Origin of the sequence: Streptomyces cellostaticus (assembly GCF_001513965.1) — a bacterium.
GTDB lineage: Bacteria > Actinomycetota > Actinomycetes > Streptomycetales > Streptomycetaceae > Streptomyces > Streptomyces cellostaticus.
Genome location: NZ_KQ948026.1, coordinates 190,681 through 207,694 on the forward strand (window position 1 = coordinate 190,681; position 17,014 = coordinate 207,694).

Sequence of the window (17,014 nt, forward strand, 5' to 3'; positions counted from 1 at the left end):
CCCCGGGAGTGGGCCGCGCCCGAGCCGCAGGTCGGCCGGGAGGCCGGGGCTGAGGCGTCGTCGGGGCGCAAACAGGCTGCGTCTGAGCCGTGGGCCCGCAAGGAGGCCACGCCTGGGTCCCAGGCCGGTCAGGAGGCTTCGCCCGCGCCCCAGGAGACCTCGCCCGAGCTCAAGGAGCCCTCGCTGCTCAAGGAGCCCTCGCCCGCGCCCCAGGGGACCTCGCCCGCGCCCCAGGAGACCTCGTCCGAGTCCCAGGAGGACAGCGCCCGATGAGCACGCCACCGCCGCCCGCCCACCAGCCCGATCCCGCCCCGTCGGTGCCCCGCCCCGCCGCGGACCAGCGTTCGTGGGCGGCCACGGGGCAGCAGCCCGGAGCCACGGTGCCGGCGCAGGGCGCGGCCGCCGGCCCGCCGTCCCCGTGGGCCGCCGCGTCCCAGCCCGCGGCACCCCAGCCCGCACCGCAGGCGGCGGCCTCACCCTGGGCCGCCTCCGCCGACGCAGGCCGCGCCCAGGCCTCCCCCTGGGCCGCGCAGCGCCGCCCGCAGCAGGAGCGGGTCACCAGCAGGCTCCGGCGGGTCGTGGAGGGGCTGCCCGACTGGGAGCCGCTGCCGCCCGGCGAGACCGTCGTCCGCAGACCCGGCAGCACCGCATGAGCGGCCTGTGGGGCGACGGCGGCCCCTACCAGACCTGGGTCGGGTTCCTGCGCCGCTGGGCGGCCCTGGAACCCGTCGACCCGGCCACCCTGCCCGCCCTCCCCGAGGAGCAGTACGACAGCGACACCTGGGTCCGGCTGACCGAGCACCTCACCAGCGCGCTGAACACTCGCCTGGTCGCCTGGGCCGAGCATCTTGTCCGCGCCCTGAACGAGGCCCGGGACGAGTTCAGTTACGGCCGTGAACTCGCCCAGGCCCGCACCGGTCTGCACGGCATCCGCGCACTGGCCGCCCATCCCGGCCTCCCGGAGTCCCTGCGCACCGCGCTGACCGAGCTGGTCGACAACCAGATCACCCAGGTGCAGGCCCAGCTGGAGCAGAACCTGGACGCCGAGACCAGGCGCGGCACCGACCCGCGCCTGGTCGAGCGCCGCCGCCGCACCCTGCGGGACAACGCGCTGACCGCGACCTTCACGGTGCAACAGACCCAGGACACCTGGGCGTACGACCCCGCGGCCCCGCCCAGACGCCGCATCGTGCCCGGCTGAGGGGCCCGCCCCGCCGTCCCCGACCACCTCCCAGAAGGCCCGAATGTCGAACTACGCCGAGAGCCTCAGCCACCTCGACAGCTACATCTCCGCCCGCGTCCCGGTCATCGCGATGCGCACGATCGAGCAGCAACGCGCCCTGCGCCTGCTGCGCGAGGCGGCCACCCAGTCCCGGCGCAGCAGCATGCCGTTCTGGATCTACACCCGGGCCACCGGCCTGCGCGACCTGCGCACCAACGCGCCCGTGCAGGACGACCGTTCGCTGGCCGGAGCGATGGACTTCGCCGCCGCCCAGTTCGGCAGCCGCGCCAACGCCACCGTCGTCTTCGTCGACCCCGACGAACTCGAGTCGGACACCCCGGTCACCCGCCACTTCGCGGAACTTGCCCGCCTGGCCGACAGCAACATGGGCAGCATCGTCCTGATCACGGACACCCCCATCTGGAGCGGCCTGCAGCGCCTCGGCATGAGCCTGCGCCTGGACCTGCCCGACTCCGAGGAGATGTACGGCATCCTCAGCGGCTTCCTCGGCGACCACCACGGCCACATCCCCATCGAGTGGACCGAGGAGGACGCCCGCCGCGCGGCCGAGTTCCTGAACGGCGTCACCGAGGCCGAGTGCGTCAACCTCATGGCGACCATCGCCGCCAAGGGCGCCATCCGCCGCGAGGACGTCCTCGGCCTCGCCCAGGCCAAGGACCGCATCTTCAGCGACCTCACCGGCCTGGAACGGGTCCACCTCAAGCAGAGCGACTACGCCATCGGCGGCCTGACCGGCCTGCGTACCTGGCTGGAACGCAAGCACGACATGATCTCCCGCGACCTGCGCCACACGGCCCTGCGCCCGCCCCGGGGTGTCCTGCTGGTCGGCGTCCCCGGCTGCGGCAAGTCGTTGTCGGCCAAGGCCATCGCCCACGACTGGAAACTGCCCCTCTACCGCCTGGACATGGCGAGCATCCACGGCAAGTACCTCGGCGAGTCGGAGGGCCGCTTCCGCGAGGCCCTCGCCATGGCCGACCGGGTCGCCCCCTGCGTCCTGTGGATCGACGAGATCGAGAAGGGCCTGGCAGGCCGCGACGACATGTCCGGCGTACCGCAGCGCATCATCGGCCAGTTCCTGTACTGGCTCCAGGAGTCCCAGTCCCGCGCCTTCGTCGTGGCCACCGCCAACGACATCCGCAGCCTGCCCCCGGAGCTGCTGCGCAAGGGCCGCTTCGACGAACTCTTCTTCGTGGACCTCCCCGACGCCCAGGACCGCAAGGAGATCATCCGCATCTACCACCACCGCTACCTCCAGGCCGACCCCACCCCCGAGCAGCTCGACCGCCTGGTCGACCTCTCCGAGGGCTTCGCCGGCTCCGACCTGGAGGCCGCGCTGCACGACGTGGCCGAGGAGGCGGTGCGCCGCGGCGGCTTCGCCCAGCTGAAGGACTCGTACGTCATGGACACCTTCGCCCAGGTACGCCCGCTCAGCGTCAGCAACCCCGAGCAGATCGAGGAGATCCGGGCCTGGGGCCGCGAGCGTGCGGTACCGGCGGGCCGGGCGGCGGTGACGCCCGTGCCGGGTGACGGAGGCCGCACGCGCCGAATCGTCTTCATGGACGAGTGACGAGTGACGAGTGACGAGTGATGAGCGACGAGTGGCGAGCGACGAGCGACTGAGCGAAGACTGACGAGTGATTGAGTGACGAGTGACCAGGGACGACCCATGTGTCGGGTGGTCCGACTGGTTCCGGCACAGGAATGTCGTCCATACTTCCGCCGTGGAGCAGCGCATAGGATCGAGCAGCAAGCCCCTGGAGGGCGAGCCCGTCAAGGGCGCCGGATTCGACCCGGCCTTCATCCCCGGGCTCACCGCGCCCGCGAAGGCCGAGCCGGAGGACGCGAAGCCGACGGCGGAGTCGGACGAGCAGCCGGTGCCGGAGCCCGCCGAGGAGCCGGAGCCGGAGGCACAGGTGCCCGAAGCACCGGCAGAGCCGGAGGACGAGGAGGAGGCGCCCGAGGGCGGCCCCGTCTTCGAGGCCTCCGACCGCCGGGCCAGGTTCGTCGCCGACCACCGTGGCGTCCGTCTCAGCCTGGACGAGGAGAACTGCGAGTTCCGCTGGGACGAGATCGCCGCGGTCGAGACGGAGTCCCCCCGCTTCGGCAAGCGTTTCACCATTACGGTGCACACCCCTGACCGCCGCTGGTACCCGATCGAGATCGAGGCGACGGCCAGGGCGCGCTTCAAGGAGTGGGAGGAACAGCTGGACGCGGTGCTCGACGCGTACTTCGAGGAGGCCTAGCTGCAGTACTGGGCGGCCTTTCCGATCGCCCGGTACATGCAGTCCGCGTTCTCCAGCAGCTGCAGCACGGCATCCTTGTTCCGGGACGTCTCCCGCTCGATCACCTCATCGGGCGGGTAGAACCCACCCTCCGAACTGGATGTCGGATACATCTCGAAGGTGTAGTCGAAGATCTTCTGCGTACCCCACAGATAGTCGTCGATCGACCCGTCGGTGATGTACAGATCACTCGACTGCTCCGGTGTGTACCCGTTGCTCGCGGCCATCTTCTGCCCCACGGCCTTGAACGCGGCAGCGTCGTCCGCGGTCATCCCGGTCGCCGTGTCCGAGTACGTGTACCCGAACGGCCACAGCACCAGCTCGCTGTAGGTGTGGAAGTCGATCCCGGCCTTGATCTGCTGCTTGCCCCCGATGACGCGGCTGCGCACGAAGTCGGAGACGACCTTCACCTCGGGCGCGGACTCGGCGGCGGAACCACGGTAGGTCTCGGACGAGGTCGATCCCGACGACCCGCCACAGCAGCCCCACTTGTAGTTCCAGTTCCGGTTGAGGTCGGTCCCGACGTACGACGACCCGGAATTGGGCTGCCGGTTCTTCCGCCACGACCGGTAGGACCCGGTGGCGATGTCGTACTCGCCGCCGTCCGGATTCAGGTCCGGGACGATCCATATCTCCCGGCTGTTGATGATGTTCGTGATCCGGGGGTCGCTTCCGTACCCGGCGCCCAGCTCGCGCAGCAGGTACAGCGCCATCTCCACGGTCAGATGCTCACGCGCATGCTGATGGAAGGTGAACAGCACCTCGGGCTCGTCCTCGTCGGTGCCGACGTTGTCGCTCACCTTGATGGCGGTGATGTCCCGCCCCTGGTACGACTTGCCGATCACCCGCTTGCTCATGATGTTCGGGTAGGCGGCGAGCCGCTGGTCGATCTCGGCGTTCATCTCGGCGTAGTTGTGGTACTTCGAGTCGGCGCTGGGGAAGTCGTAGAGCCGGGCCCCGGACCGCTGGGGTGCTGCCCCCAACGGACTGACGTCGTACCCGAGCCGGCGCAGCTTGCTGATCTGCTCGGCCCGCCCGGACACGACGACGGTCTCCTCATCGGTCTCGTCGACGGTGACGCCGGCCTGCTGAATGGCCGTACGGGTCACGGGAGTGGTGCTCTGATGGATCTCGTACTGCCGGATGTCGTCGCCGGAGGCCGTGGCCTTCCGGGCGCTGTCGGCGGTGGCGTGCGTGGCGGTGGCCGACACGGGGGCGGCGAGGGCGAGGGCCAGCAGCGCGCCGAGGGCGGCGGTACGTCTGCCGCCGCGCGCGCCGGAGCCGCGGATGCGAAGTCGCATGAACTCTCCTTGGGTCTCCAGGAATTCCGGGGTCGCCGGATGTGGGGAGTGGAGCTGGGGGGTGCTTCAGTGCGACGTGCGGGTGCGCAGTGGTGGGGCTGCTTGCTGTGGGTCCGCTGTGCGGGGTTGGCGCTCATGGTGCGGCGTTGGCATGCCCTGGTCAAGGGTGCGCCAAGAAGGCACCGTCCGAAATCCACCGGAGCAGCCGGCTCCGTGGCAGGTGGCTGCGCCTCACTTGAAGGGAACGGTGAGCCAGGGGCTGCCGGGATCGGACATCAGAACCTGGTGGAGGTCGGCCATCTCCGTGTACCAGTTCCCGAACTCCTCGTCGTCGAAGTGCAGGCAGCGCCCGAGGATGTACCCGGCGGCGAAGTCCTGCCAGGACTTGTACGACCGCGCGGCGGCCCGGCCGGCCTCGATGACGGCGGACTCGGCTTCCTTCAGCGAGCAGTACCGGGACCCCAGCCCCCAGCGGGCCATGCCGGAGGCCCGCCCGAAGTTCCAGGCGTCCACGGAGCTGACGAACCGGTTCTCGTCGAGGATGCCGTCGGCCCTGAAGCGCGCCTCGTACCGGGTGATGCGCCCGACGAGGTGCTGGACGCCCTTGATCCGCGCTTCGATCTCGGCCTCCGGAACGGTGGGCGTGGTCGTCACCCCGTCCGGGGTGATGACGGTCTCGCCGCCTGCACGGGCCCGCAGCACCCGGGCGACCGCGTCACGCCAGTAGGCGGTGTCGACATGACCGCCGAAGTCACGCGCGATGGTGCGACGCAGCCCGAGGGCGAACTCCCAGACGGGATTGCCGCCGTCGGGGTCGAGCAGGGCGCGCTGCTGGACCTGCCACTCCTCGCGACTGGTGACACCCCACCACTCCCGAAGCGTCTTGCGTTCCGCCTGATAGCCGTTGCCGTGATAGGCCATGGCGTTCCAGGCCAGCCCGTAGCGCACGAACAGCAGCGCGCCGCAGGCCAGCCCCTGCGCGACAGGTCCCTCCAGGGGCCCACCGAGCCGGAGCGTGCGCACCCTTGCCCGGTTCAGCGGAGCCTTGGCTCGTTCGCTGTGCTGCGCCCACACCGCGGAGTGCGGCGGCGCGGAGGGCAGGAACGCCTCGCACGGACTGCCCGGATTGACCACGATCATGGCCGGATCGCTCGGCTCCCACACCCGGGCGAACCACCCGAGGCTCTGCCAGTCGAGCACCCGGTGCGGATCCGGCACGGGCAGCATCCCCTCCGTGTACACGGCCCAGATCCGACCGCCGGCGACCCGGGAATCGTGTCCGAACACGGGAATGGTCCTGCTCGGTTCGGCATCCGCCCCGTCACGCCGTATCTCGAAGTACAGCCGACTGTCCGCGAGGGTGTCGAAGTAGGCCGTCCAGTCCTCCCGCGACTTGGCCTCGAGGAGGGCCTGCTCGATGGACGTCGGCGGAGTCCAGGCCGGTGGAGTCGAGGCGGGCGGAGTCGAGGCGGGCGGTGTCGCAGGCCCGAACCCTGCGGGTGGCGGACCGAACGACATGCTTGCCCTTTTCAACTTATGGCCGACTGAGGCAACTTGACTGGCCTGGTCATGCTATGCGACGCGGGGAGAGCGGCTTCAGCGGGGCGGTGTGTCCATGACGGCGGTGATGACGGAGCCCTTCATGCCGTCTTCGGTCACATGATCCGTGCCCCGTGACGGCATTGTCCGGAGTCTGTGACACAGGATGTTCCAGTAGTGCGGCGTGAGCAGTGCGTTGTTACCGTCCGGATCCGGGTGCGGCCGGTCGGGCCGCCCGTGAACAGGGGGGACGTCCCACATGAATGCCAACCGCCTCAGACCCGCCGTCATCGCGCTCACGGCCGTCGCGCTGGCCGCGGTGCTCACCGGGTGCCAGGGGAATGGTTCCGCCGCCGGGGCTGACAGCACGCCGAGCGCCGCCGCCACAGCGAGCTCGGCGCCCGACACGTCCGGCGGCAAGGGCGGGGCCACGGCGAGCGCGGGTGCCACCGCGACCGCGGCGCCGGGCACGGCAGGCGGCGGGACGCCCACGGCGAAGCCCGCCTCCAAGACCACCACGCCGGCCAAGACCACCGCACCGGCCGCCGGCTGCGCCACCAAGGCGCCGGACCCGGACCATGTCGACCCCGACGAGATCGCCGTCTACCGGGTCGAGGAACTCCCCGGCAGCACCGGGAAGATCAACCTCGTCATCCAGCACGGGGCCTGGGGATGCCCCGGCAAGGACTCCGACGGCACACCGTTCGTCGTCACCGGCGAGGACAGCCGCTGGGCCCTCGACCAGGCCGCGTACGTCACCGCCACCAACCCCATCACCAGCAGCAGCAAGAACCAGCGCATCGGCGTGCAGGAGCTGATCGACTGGATCAAGGCGCACCCCGACTCCGGCCTGGTGTTCAAGTACGCGACTGGCGACGACGGCGCGATCCACAGCCTGGAGCAGGTCTACACGCCGTAGTCACGACATGCGCTGCACCCGTACGGAGGGGTGTCCCGTTCGAGGGGCACCCCTGTCGTATGCGCCCGCTCAAAGCGGTTGGGCCGCCTTCTTCAGGGCTTCGACGAAGGAGCTGAAGGCTCCGGACGGGAAGGTGAGGGTTGCTCTGGCCGGGGTCTTGGAGTCGCGTATGGCTATGCGGGTGGGGGCGGTCGCGATCTCTACGCAGGAGTCTCCGTCGCCGGGCCCGGAGTAGGACGACTTCCGCCAGTTGTCGGGGGTGCCCATGGAGTTCCTCACAGCTCTTTCGCCAGCCTGTGGATGAAGTCGCGCGAGCGTTCGGGGTCGAGCGACACAGTCTCTACTTTATGAAAGAGCGTTCGAAAGGCACCCAATTGGGCTTCGGAGTCGATGAAGGCCGCTCCGTGAGGGCCGTCGCGTACGACCGTGTCCAACTTCGGTACGACACCTCCCGCGTATGTCATGGCGCTGGCGGCGCTGGCGAACCCCTCCAGGTGGAAGGGGATGACACGCACGGTGACGTGCTCCGCTTCTGAAGTCTCCAGGACGTGGGCGAGTTGGGTCCGTGAGGCGGGGCGGTCGCTGACCATGATGCGCAGTGCCGCTTCATGGACGACTGCTTCGTACGGGGTGGTTGAGACGGTCGCCTTGCGTTGCATCCGGTGACGAACGCGCAACTCGACTTCCTCTGCGGGGAGGTCGGGAACCCGGTCGGAGAAGACGGCGCGAGCGTAGTCCTCTGTTTGAAGCGGCCCGGGAATGAAGAGGAACTGGACCTCCTTCAGGAACGTGGCGTGGTGCTCCAGCTCGGCGAGATCGAGGAACGGCGTGGGCAGCAGTTCCCGGTACTCCTCCCACCAGCCCCTCGTGCGGTCTTTCGTCATGGCTACCAGGGCCTCGATCAACTCGTCGTCCGAGCATGAGTAATTGGCAGCGAGACGACGCAGCCGCTTCTCGCTCACCCCGGCGAGGCCGGCCTCGATCTGGCTGATCTGTGGAGCGCTCACCCCGAGTAGCGCTGCCGCTTCCCGTGATGTGAGGCCTGCCGCGTCGCGGAGCCTGCGCAGCTCGACCGCCAGGCGCATCTGACGTGCCGTCGGCTCGATCCTCTTTGCCACCGACTGGTCCTCCCAACACGCCTGCAAGCGCAACTCGTTCGGGGTCAGATTACGCGACGTGCTTGCGAGATCTAAATAATGCCCCCTACTGTCGGTGACGTAGCGCACACGCAACGGAAGCGCACCGCGCCGTCCTGCCATGACGGCTGCGGTAATGCCACCGCGTGCGAAATCCCCACCACCGAACCGGAGCCGACCCATGCCCGAAACCTGGGACTACACCCTCTACATCCCCAACGACCTCAGAGCCGTCACCATCTGCCGCCGCACCCTGCGCCTGATCCTGACGATGCACGGACTGATCGGACTCGTGGACACAGCGGAACTCCTCGCGACGGAACTCGTCTCGAACGCCGTACGACACACGAAGGGGCCCGCTGCACTCAGGGTTCGCCGCTCCCCGGAGGGGGTGGTCTGGATCGGGGCGTGGGACACGGACCCCGAGCCGCCGGAGCCGCCACGACCGCTGGAGCAGACGGGTGAGGCGGAGGCGGGGCGAGGGCTGGGCCTGGTCATGTCGTGCGCGGACTACTGGGGCTGGCAGCCGTCCGCCCGGTTCGGGAACCGGGGGAAGTACGTGTGGTGCGAGCTGGCGGCGGCCTGATGCTCGGCTCGGCAACGCCCGGGCCCACACGGACCCGGGCGTTCTCACGCCGAGCGAAGGCTCGTCCTACGGCAGCGCATGCACATGTGCCCCCACCGAGTTCGACCAGGCGTTGCCCGACGAAGCGTCCCAGTTGGTCGACCAGGTCATCGCGCCCCGCAGGTCGGGGTAGGTCTTGGACGGTTTGAAGGAGCCGCAGCCGGTGCCCTTGGTCAGGCAGTCCAGGGCGTTGTTCACGACGGAGGGCGACACATAGCCACTGCCCGCCGCGCTCGTCGAGGCCGGCAGGCCGAGGCCCACCTGGGACGGGGACAGGCCGCCCTCCAGCTGGATGCAGGCGAGGGCCGTCAGGAAGTCCACCGAGCCCTGGCTGTAGACCTTGCCGTCGCAGCCCAGCATGGAACCGCTGTTGTAGTACTGCATGTTGACGACCGTGAGGATGTCCTTCACATTCAGCGCCGTCTGGAAGTAGGAGTTCGACGTCGACTGCATGTCGATCGTCTGCGGGGCCATCGTGATGACGAGCGACGAGCCCGCCTTTGACGACAACGAGCGCAGCGCCTGTGTCATGTACGTCGCGTTCAGGCCGTTCTCCAGGTCGATGTCCACCCCGTCGAAGCCGTACGTCTGCATCAACGAGTACACCGAGTTCGCGAAGTTCGCCGCCGACGCCGAGTCGCTCACCGACACCGTGCCGTTCTGGCCGCCGATGGAGATGACGACCTTCTTGCCGGCCGCCTGCTTGGCCTTGATGTCCGCCTTGAACTGGTCGACCGTGTAGCCGCCCAGCCCGGACGAGTCCAAACTGAACGACACCGCTCCCGGCGTCGACGTCGCGTCCGCAAACGCGACCGCGATGATGTCGTACGAGGACGGGACGTCGGACAGCTTCTGGACCGTCGCGCCGTTGTTGAAGTTCTGCCAGTAGCCCGTGACGGCATGCTTGGGTACGGCGCCTCCGCCGCCGCCCCCGGAGGCGGACGTCGTACCCGTCACCGCCGCCGACTTCGCCGACTCACCCGCCGAGTTGGTCGCCGTCACCTGGAAGGAGTACGACGTCGACGCCGACAGACCGGTGATCGTGGCCGATGTGCCTGTCACCGCCGACACCTTCGTGCCGTCGCGGTAGATGTTGTAACCCGTCGCGCCCGACACCGCGGACCAGGAAAGGGAGGCCGAGGACGAGGTCGTACCGGTGACCGACAGGCCGGAAGGTGTGGACGGTATCGAAGGGGCCGGGTCGCCGCCACCGCCGCCGTCGGGGCCGTAGACCGAGATGTCGTCGGCGTAGTACGCGGCCTGGCCGTACCAGCCGTGCGTGTAGAGCGTGACGGATGTCGTTGACGTGCCCGTCGTGAACGTCGTCGACAACTGCTTCCACGACGACGAGTCGGGCGTCCACGTGGAGACGTCCGTCGTGCCCGTGCCCGTCACGCCCAGGTAGGAGTAGCCGCCCTGCACCCACGCGCTCAGCGTGTACGTCGAGTTGGGCTTCACCGCCACCGACTGGGTGCACTGGGCGTTGTCCTGCCCGGCGGGGGTCGCCTTCAGGGCCGAGGCGCCGCCGTGGACCGGGGACGAGACCGTCGTACCGCTGCCTGCCGTGCACGTCCAGTTGGCCAGGCCCGACTCGAAGCCGGCGTTCTTGACGTTGTTGACGTCCGCAGCGGACGCGGGGGTGCTGGCGAGGCCCGCCACCGCGAGGGCGAGGGCGGTGGCGGCGGACCATGTCGCGATGCGCCGTCTGCGTGGTCTGGGCATACCTGATACGCGGTCCACTGGGGCCTCCGGTGGGGGAGTCTGCGGGGAGAGGGGTGAGGGACGGTGGCCACCGCTGGCGTACAAGTTGGTCCAGACCAATCCAGGTGTCAAGAGGTCCAGACCAAAGCCATCTCTCCTGCACTGCTCAACCTGTCCGGTTTTGGCGGGACTTGTGCCCAGAGAGTTCCACGCGAGCTACACAAACGCTGTTCTCCGGCCATTGGGGCGTGGATACAGTGCTCAGGTAGTCACGCAACGAAGTCGTCCTGGCGCACTGGGGTTACCCCGGTGGGCCGAAGGGCGTGAAGAGCGGGGAGCTGCGCGTGCCAACAGTCATCGCCGTGACCAGTGCCGACATGGCACTGCCGGCGCAGGACGAACGGACCATGCCCGCCGTCGTGCTGCGCGACCTCGACCAGCGCCCGCTGGAGCACACCCTCACCGAACTCCACGCCCTGACCGAGCAGTACGGGTACGTGGTCGTCGTGTGTTCCCTGGCCACTCCCGAGCCGGTCATGCGGCGGCTGTACACCCTGCGGTCCCTGCTGGAGAGCGACCGCATCGCCTTCTTCCGGCCCGAACTGCCCCCGCTCGGCATAGCCGTCCTCGCCCGGCAGCTGCGACAGCTCGCCTCCTGTGACCTGAGTCCGGGCGTGCTCGCCTCCGCCGGGCGGCTGCTCACCCACTACATCCACGCGGGCGCCGTGCTCGGCTCGGTCGCCAGGCTCGACCGGGTGCCGGTCGGGCTCAAGGCGCACGCCAAGTCATGGGTGCCGGGCAGCCAGTTCGCGGTCGTCGCCCATCCCGAGCCGCAGCTCGTCAGGCTCACCCCTGGTGTCACGCTCAAGGGGCCCGAGTTCAGCACCTGGATGCTCGTCGCCAAGGGGCAGTTGCAGACCGACTGGGTCGCGGGACTCGCCGAGGCGTGGAGCGCGCACGGCCTGCGCGAGACACCGTTGCCCGCCGAGTCCCCGCGGTGGTGGGGGACCGGGCGGATGGTCGAGTTCTGCAGCTACCTCGCCGATCTGTCGGTCCTGTACCAACTGGTCACCTCGGTACGGCAGTCCAGCTGCCACTGGTGCGGCATCGACGTCATCGGCGACCGATGCGTCTTCTGCTCCGCCACCCCGCCCGTCCACGAACCCCCGGCCCCACGCGCGCTGGAACAACGAACGCCCGCCTGACCTGCACAGACGTAACTCACATCCCGCACGACCGATTCCCCCAACGAGGTTGCACGGTTCATGAACTCCCGTCAGCGCCGCGGCGTGATACTCCTGATCCTGTCGGTCCTGTGCGCTCTCGGCGCGTTCGCCGGCGTGCTCTCCGTCGTAGACGACGTCCAGTCCAAGGTCGGGCCCGAGGTCAGCGCCTATCAGGTCAGGTCCGACGTGCAGCCGTACACCGCGCTGAACACCGGCCAGTTCGAGAAGATCAAGATGCCCAGGCGGTGGCTGTCCGGCAACGCCGTCACCGACCTCCACGAGATCCAGGGCAAGATCGCCGTCACCACCCTGCGCGCCGGCTCCCTGCTCCAGAACGACATGATCGTCGACCAGCCCGCCCTCCAGCCCGGTCAGCAGGAGGTCGCCATCATGATCGACGCGGCCACGGGCGTGGCGGGCAAGATCACCCCCGGGGCGCGGGTCAACGTGTATGCCACCTTCCACGGAAGGAAGGACGGCGACCCGGACCAGTCGAAGATCATCGTCACCAACGCCCGGGTCCTCGACGTCGGCCGGATCACCGCCCTGGACCCCGACACCAGCAAGAACCAGCAGCAGCCCAGCGAGGCCGTCCCGATCACCTTCGCGCTGTCCACCCTCGACGCCCAGCGCATCACCTACGCCGAGTCCTTCGCCCAGCGCGTCCGGCTCGCCCTGGTGGCCCCCGGCAGCGAGACCAGCGTCCCGGACAAGGACCGCACCTATGAACTCGCGACGGACAAGTGAGAGGCGGCCCGCATGCCCACAAGGATCCTCCCGGCCGGTGCGGACCCGGACGCCGTCCGCTCCCTCGTCACCCTGCTCAGCCAGCTCCCCGACGCCGAACCGCAGCCGCCCGTCGGCGACTCCACCCAGCTGGTCGACACCCTCGCCCGCCAGGCCGCCGAGTCGGTGGACGAACTGCCCGAGGTCGTCGTCGTCCATGAACGGATCGGCCCGGTTCCGGCCCTGGAGCTGATCCGCGAGGTCGCCCTGCGCTTCCCGGCCGTCGGCGTCATCCTCGTCACCACCGACGCGAGCCCCGGCCTGTTCGCCGCCGCCATGGACTCCGGCGCCCGCGGCCTGGTCGCCCTCCCGCTGTCGTACGAGGAACTCGCCAGCCGCGTCCAGGCGGTCGCCCAGTGGTCCACCGGCGTCCGCCGCCACCTCGGACACGGCGGCTCCGACGTCCTCGGCGGCGTCGGCGGTACGGTCGTCACGGTCAGCGGCGCCAAGGGAGGCGTCGGCACGACCCTGACGGCGATCCAGCTCGCCCTCGCCGCACAGGCCTCCGGCCGGGCCGCCGCCCTGGTCGACCTCGACCTCCAGACCGGCGACACCGCCTCCTACCTGGACGTCCAGTTCCGCCGCTCGGTCGTGGACCTCGCCGCCATCACCGACATCTCCCCGCGCGTCCTCGCCGACGCCGTCTTCCGCCACGACACCGGCCTCGCCCTGCTCCTCGCCCCCGGCGAGGGCGAACGCGGCGAGGAGGTCACCGACCGCGCCGCCCGCCAGATCGTCAGCGCCCTGCGCTCCCGGTACGAGGTCGTCGTCGTGGACTGCGGCGCCCAGCTGAGCGGGGCGGGGGCGGCGGTGGTGGAGATGGCCGACACCGCCCTGCTGGTGACCACGCCCGACGTGGTCGCCGTACGCGCCGCCAAGCGGACCGTACGGATGTGGGACCGGTTGCAGATCCGCAAGGCCGAGGAGACGACGGTGGTCGTCAATCGCCATACGCGCAGTGCGGAGATCCAGCCCGCGCTGGTGCAGCGGATCACCGGTACGGCGGTGGCGCGTACCGCCGTACCCGCCAACTTCAAGGAGTTGCAAGGGGTCGTGGATGCCGGGCGGCTGCACGAGCTGGACAGCAGGAGCACCGTGAAGCAGGCCCTGTGGGGGCTCGCCGGGGAACTGGGACTGGTGCAGGCGGCCGAGGGGTCACACCGGGGCGGGGGCCGCGGAGCGGTCGGTTTCCGGCGGCGGAAGGAGTGAGGGTGCGATTGAGACTCCTGCGAGGGGGCGACCGGGGGCAGGTCAGCATCGAGTTCCTGGGGATGGCTCCGCTGATCGTTCTGACGTTGGTGCTCATGTGGCAGTGCGTGCTCGTGGGGTACGCCTACACGCTCGCGGGGAATGCTGCGGACGAAGGTGTACGGGCGGGGACGGCGGCGCCACCGGGGGAGCGTTTCGGCGCGTGCCAGCAGGCTGCGCTGAAGCATCTGTCGGGGGCGTGGCGAGGGGGTGCCAGGGTGGACCGGTGCGACGGGACCGGCTATGTGACGGCGGACGTCTCGATCAAGGTCCCCGTCCTCTTCCCCGGCTCGATCGACTTCCCCGTCACGGTGCACGGTCACGCCGGTGCCGTGGAGGAGGCGAAGCGCTGAGATGTCGTACGGACGTAGACGCGATGCGGGCCAAGTCGCCATCGAATACCTGGGGTTCATACCGATCCTGCTGATCGTCGGGCTGGCCGGATTCCAGATCGGGGCTATCGCCTACGCCGCTGAGCAGGCCGGTACGGCGGCCAGGGCGGGGGCGCGGGCCGCGTCGCTGAGGCAGTCCGCTCAGCAGGCGTGCGCAGAAGCCGTCAGCGGTGGACTGACGGTGACGTGCGATCCCGCTCCGGGCGGCGACTCGGTCACCGTCACGGCCCGCGTCTCCATCCCCTCGATCGTCCCGGGCTGGCACTTCGACCCCGCTGAAAAGACCGCCACCATGCCCTTCGACCACTGACCGAGGAGAAGCGAACCCATGAGCCTGCGGGCACGGATCAACACTCCGGAGGAGCACGGCAGCCGGGGCGAGGACGGGCATCTGGTCGCCTCCTACCGTGCCAAGCTGCTGGAGGAGATCGACCTCGCGGAGATGAGTTCGCTGGCCGCCGCCGAGCGCAGGGCCCGGCTGGAGAGGGTGCTCGGGCACATCATCAGCCGCGAGGGCCCGGTGCTCTCGACGGTGGAACGCTCCCAGCTGATCCGCCGGGTGGTGGACGAGGCACTGGGCCTCGGCATCCTGGAACCGCTCCTCGAAGACGCGTCGATCACCGAGATCATGGTGAACGGCCCCGACGCGATCTTCGTGGAACGCGGCGGCCGGGTCGAGCAGTTGCCGCTCCGGTTCGTCTCGGCGGACCAGCTGATGCAGACCATCGAGCGGATCGTGTCGACGGTCAACCGCCGGGTGGACGAGTCGAACCCGATGGTGGACGCCCGCCTCCCCTCCGGCGAACGCGTCAACGTCATCATTCCGCCGCTGTCCCTGACCGGCCCCACCCTCACCATCCGCCGCTTCCCGCGCTCCTTCACCCTTCAGGAACTCATCGGCTTCGGCTCCCTCGACGAGCACATGGTGTTCCTGCTCGCGGGACTGGTGCAGGCGAAGTTCAACATCATCGTCTCCGGGGCGACGGGCACCGGCAAGACGACCCTGCTCAACGCCCTCTCCGGCCTCATCCCGGAGCACGAACGCATCATCACCATCGAGGACTCGGCCGAACTCCAGCTCCAGCAGTCGCACGTGGTCCGGCTGGAGTCACGGCCGCCGAACGTCGAGGGCAAGGGCCAGGTCACCATCCGCGACCTGGTCCGCAACTCCCTGCGCATGAGGCCCGACCGCATCGTGGTCGGTGAGGTCCGCGGCGGCGAGTCCCTCGACATGCTCCAGGCGATGTCCACGGGCCACGACGGCTCCCTCGCCACCGTCCACGCCAACAGCGCGGAGGACGCGCTCACCCGCCTGCAGACCCTCGCCTCCATGTCCGACGTCGAGGTGCCCTTCGTAGCGCTGCACGACCAGATCAACAGCGCGGTCGACGTCATCGTCCAGCTCACCCGGTTCGCCGACGGCGCCCGCCGCATCACCGAGGTCGCGCTGCTCGACAGCCACGGCGGCGAGCCGTACCGGCTGGCGACCGCGGCCCGCTTCACCGCACAGCCCATGACCCACGACGGCCGGGTGTACGGCGCCTTCGACTACTTCCCGCTACCGCGCCGTACCGCCGACCGCCTCTACATGGCGGGCCAGCCCATCCCGCAGGCCTTCGGCGTCGCCCACTCCGCGGACCAGCTCGCCACCCGAGAAGCCAGGTAGGACCATGGAACTCCACACGCTCGTCCAGCTCACCACCGGTGTCGCCCTGCTGACCTGCGTCCTGGCCGTCGTCGGCGTGCACACCTACGCCTCGGGCCGGGCCCAGCGCGCCGCCCTGATCGACCGCCTCTCGCACACGGGTCCCGTGTCGGCATCCGGCCGCCGACGCCGCTTCCGCGACCTGGACCGCCGGCTGCGCCGCACGGCACTGGGCCGGAAGCTGGAACTGAAACTGGCGGCCACCGGCCTGGACGTCACCCCGGGCGAGTTCTTCGCCTACATGCTCGCCGCGGTCGCCGCGCTCTGGCTGATCGGCCAGGCGACCCTGGCCCCCTTCTTCGGCCCGATCGCAGGGCTGCTCGGCGTCTGGGCGGCGGTCCAGTTCCTCAACTGGCAGCGCCAGAAACGCATCGAACGCTTCATCAACCAACTCCCCGAACTGGCCCGCATCCTGGCCAACGCCACCCAGGCCGGTCTCGCCCTGCGCACCGCGATCGGCATGGCGGCCGAGGAACTGGAAGCCCCGGCGGGCGAGGAACTGGCCAAGGTCGCCGACCAGCTGGCGATCGGCCACTCCCTGGACGACGCGCTCGGCGAACTGGCCGACCGCCTCCCCTCCCGCGAGCTGGTCGTGCTCGTCACGACCCTGGTCCTTTCCAACCGGGCGGGCGGCCAAGTCGTATCAGCGCTACGGAACTTGACCGAGACCCTGGAGGAACGCAAGGAGACCCGGCGCGAGGTCCGCACCCAGCTCTCCCAGGTGACCATGACGTCGTACGCCGTCCCCGTCCTCGGCATCGGCGCCCTGTTCCTGATGAACGGGGTCAAGGACGGCGCCCTGGAACGCATGACCGGCTCACCGGTCGGCCAGGCCTGCGTGGTCATCGCGTTCGGGATGTACGCCGTCGGCTTCGTGCTCATCCGCCGGATGAGCCGGATCGACGTGTGAG

Annotated in this window: 18 protein-coding genes and 1 pseudogene; 14 read left to right on the forward strand and 5 right to left on the reverse strand. The window is 69.6% G+C overall.

The features are described 5' to 3' along the window. The 5 genes and pseudogenes from AQI88_RS23255 to AQI88_RS23275 form a co-directional block, all read left to right on the forward strand. Nucleotides 1-273 (forward strand): annotated as a pseudogene (locus AQI88_RS23255) (hypothetical protein); the annotation flags it as partial. Next, nucleotides 270-653 (forward strand): hypothetical protein, encoded by a 384-nt coding sequence (locus AQI88_RS23260; RefSeq protein WP_107118638.1) that lies wholly within the window; start codon nt 270-272, stop codon nt 651-653. The pseudogene AQI88_RS23255 and the gene AQI88_RS23260, both read left to right, overlap by 4 nt. Next, nucleotides 650-1,201: a hypothetical protein gene (locus AQI88_RS23265; RefSeq protein ID WP_067002594.1), complete on the forward strand. Its 552-nt coding sequence runs from the start codon at nt 650-652 to the stop codon at nt 1,199-1,201. Before AQI88_RS23260 ends, AQI88_RS23265 begins: the two co-directional genes overlap by 4 nt. A 43-nt stretch (nt 1,202-1,244) precedes the next feature. Beyond that, on the forward strand, nt 1,245-2,810 hold the full coding sequence (locus AQI88_RS23270) for an AAA family ATPase (protein WP_067002596.1): 1,566 nt from the start codon (nt 1,245-1,247) through the stop codon (nt 2,808-2,810). A 154-nt stretch (nt 2,811-2,964) separates the two neighbouring features. Then, the gene (locus AQI88_RS23275) at nt 2,965-3,486 is read left to right on the forward strand and encodes a hypothetical protein (RefSeq protein WP_067002598.1); all 522 of its coding nucleotides are present in this window, start codon (nt 2,965-2,967) and stop codon (nt 3,484-3,486) included. On the opposite strand, the gene AQI88_RS23280 is transcribed toward AQI88_RS23275, so the two are convergent. After that, nucleotides 3,483-4,826 (reverse strand): M14 family metallopeptidase, encoded by a 1,344-nt coding sequence (locus AQI88_RS23280; protein WP_067002600.1) that lies wholly within the window; start codon nt 4,824-4,826, stop codon nt 3,483-3,485. The genes AQI88_RS23275 and AQI88_RS23280 overlap by 4 nt on opposite strands. Nucleotides 4,827-5,057: 231 nt before the next feature. After that, complete coding sequence (locus AQI88_RS23285) at nt 5,058-6,344, reverse strand: DUF1266 domain-containing protein (protein WP_067002601.1); 1,287 nt, start codon at nt 6,342-6,344, stop codon at nt 5,058-5,060. Between the two features lie 280 nt (nt 6,345-6,624). On the opposite strand from AQI88_RS23285, the gene AQI88_RS23290 reads away from it, so the two are divergent. Then, nucleotides 6,625-7,284 carry a hypothetical protein gene (locus tag AQI88_RS23290; RefSeq protein WP_067002604.1) on the forward strand — a complete coding sequence of 220 codons (660 nt, stop codon included), beginning with the start codon at nt 6,625-6,627 and terminating at the stop codon, nt 7,282-7,284. A 69-nt stretch (nt 7,285-7,353) separates the two neighbouring features. Here the strand turns inward: AQI88_RS23290 and AQI88_RS23295 are convergent, their stop codons facing one another. Together AQI88_RS23295 and AQI88_RS23300 are read right to left on the reverse strand one after the other, a co-directional pair. After that, the gene (locus AQI88_RS23295) at nt 7,354-7,551 is read right to left on the reverse strand and encodes a DUF397 domain-containing protein (protein ID WP_067002606.1); all 198 of its coding nucleotides are present in this window, start codon (nt 7,549-7,551) and stop codon (nt 7,354-7,356) included. 8 nt (nt 7,552-7,559) lie between these two features. After that, nucleotides 7,560-8,402: a helix-turn-helix domain-containing protein gene (locus AQI88_RS23300; RefSeq protein ID WP_067002745.1), complete on the reverse strand. Its 843-nt coding sequence runs from the start codon at nt 8,400-8,402 to the stop codon at nt 7,560-7,562. Between the two features lie 199 nt (nt 8,403-8,601). Between AQI88_RS23300 and AQI88_RS23305 the strand changes: the two genes are divergently transcribed. Next, the gene (locus tag AQI88_RS23305) at nt 8,602-9,006 is read left to right on the forward strand and encodes an ATP-binding protein (RefSeq protein WP_067002608.1); all 405 of its coding nucleotides are present in this window, start codon (nt 8,602-8,604) and stop codon (nt 9,004-9,006) included. A gap of 66 nt (nt 9,007-9,072) precedes the next feature. Here AQI88_RS23305 and AQI88_RS23310 read toward each other — a convergent pair whose 3' ends face one another. Then, nucleotides 9,073-10,767, reverse strand: coding sequence for a chitinase (locus AQI88_RS23310; protein WP_208615875.1), 1,695 nt, complete (start codon nt 10,765-10,767; stop codon nt 9,073-9,075). A gap of 341 nt (nt 10,768-11,108) precedes the next feature. On the opposite strand from AQI88_RS23310, the gene AQI88_RS23315 reads away from it, so the two are divergent. The 7 genes from AQI88_RS23315 (at nt 11,109) to AQI88_RS23345 (ending at nt 17,013) form a co-directional block, all read left to right on the forward strand. Further along, on the forward strand, nt 11,109-11,951 hold the full coding sequence (locus tag AQI88_RS23315; RefSeq protein ID WP_208615876.1) for a hypothetical protein: 843 nt from the start codon (nt 11,109-11,111) through the stop codon (nt 11,949-11,951). 60 nt (nt 11,952-12,011) lie between these two features. Then, the gene (gene cpaB / locus AQI88_RS23320) at nt 12,012-12,719 is read left to right on the forward strand and encodes a Flp pilus assembly protein CpaB (protein ID WP_067002614.1); all 708 of its coding nucleotides are present in this window, start codon (nt 12,012-12,014) and stop codon (nt 12,717-12,719) included. Nucleotides 12,720-12,731: 12 nt separating this feature from the next. After that, the gene (locus AQI88_RS23325) at nt 12,732-13,967 is read left to right on the forward strand and encodes a CpaE/TadZ family protein (protein ID WP_067002616.1); all 1,236 of its coding nucleotides are present in this window, start codon (nt 12,732-12,734) and stop codon (nt 13,965-13,967) included. A 62-nt stretch (nt 13,968-14,029) separates the two neighbouring features. Next, on the forward strand, nt 14,030-14,359 hold the full coding sequence (locus AQI88_RS23330) for a pilus assembly protein (RefSeq protein ID WP_244184278.1): 330 nt from the start codon (nt 14,030-14,032) through the stop codon (nt 14,357-14,359). A gap of 1 nt (nt 14,360) precedes the next feature. Then, complete coding sequence (locus AQI88_RS23335; RefSeq protein ID WP_067002618.1) at nt 14,361-14,708, forward strand: TadE/TadG family type IV pilus assembly protein; 348 nt, start codon at nt 14,361-14,363, stop codon at nt 14,706-14,708. Nucleotides 14,709-14,726: 18 nt separating this feature from the next. After that, a complete protein-coding gene (locus AQI88_RS23340; protein ID WP_067002620.1) occupies nt 14,727-16,064 on the forward strand; it encodes a TadA family conjugal transfer-associated ATPase in 1,338 nt (445 codons plus the stop codon). 4 nt (nt 16,065-16,068) lie between these two features. Further along, nucleotides 16,069-17,013: a type II secretion system F family protein gene (locus AQI88_RS23345; RefSeq protein ID WP_067002622.1), complete on the forward strand. Its 945-nt coding sequence runs from the start codon at nt 16,069-16,071 to the stop codon at nt 17,011-17,013. The last annotated feature ends 1 nt before the right edge of the window (nt 17,014 follow it).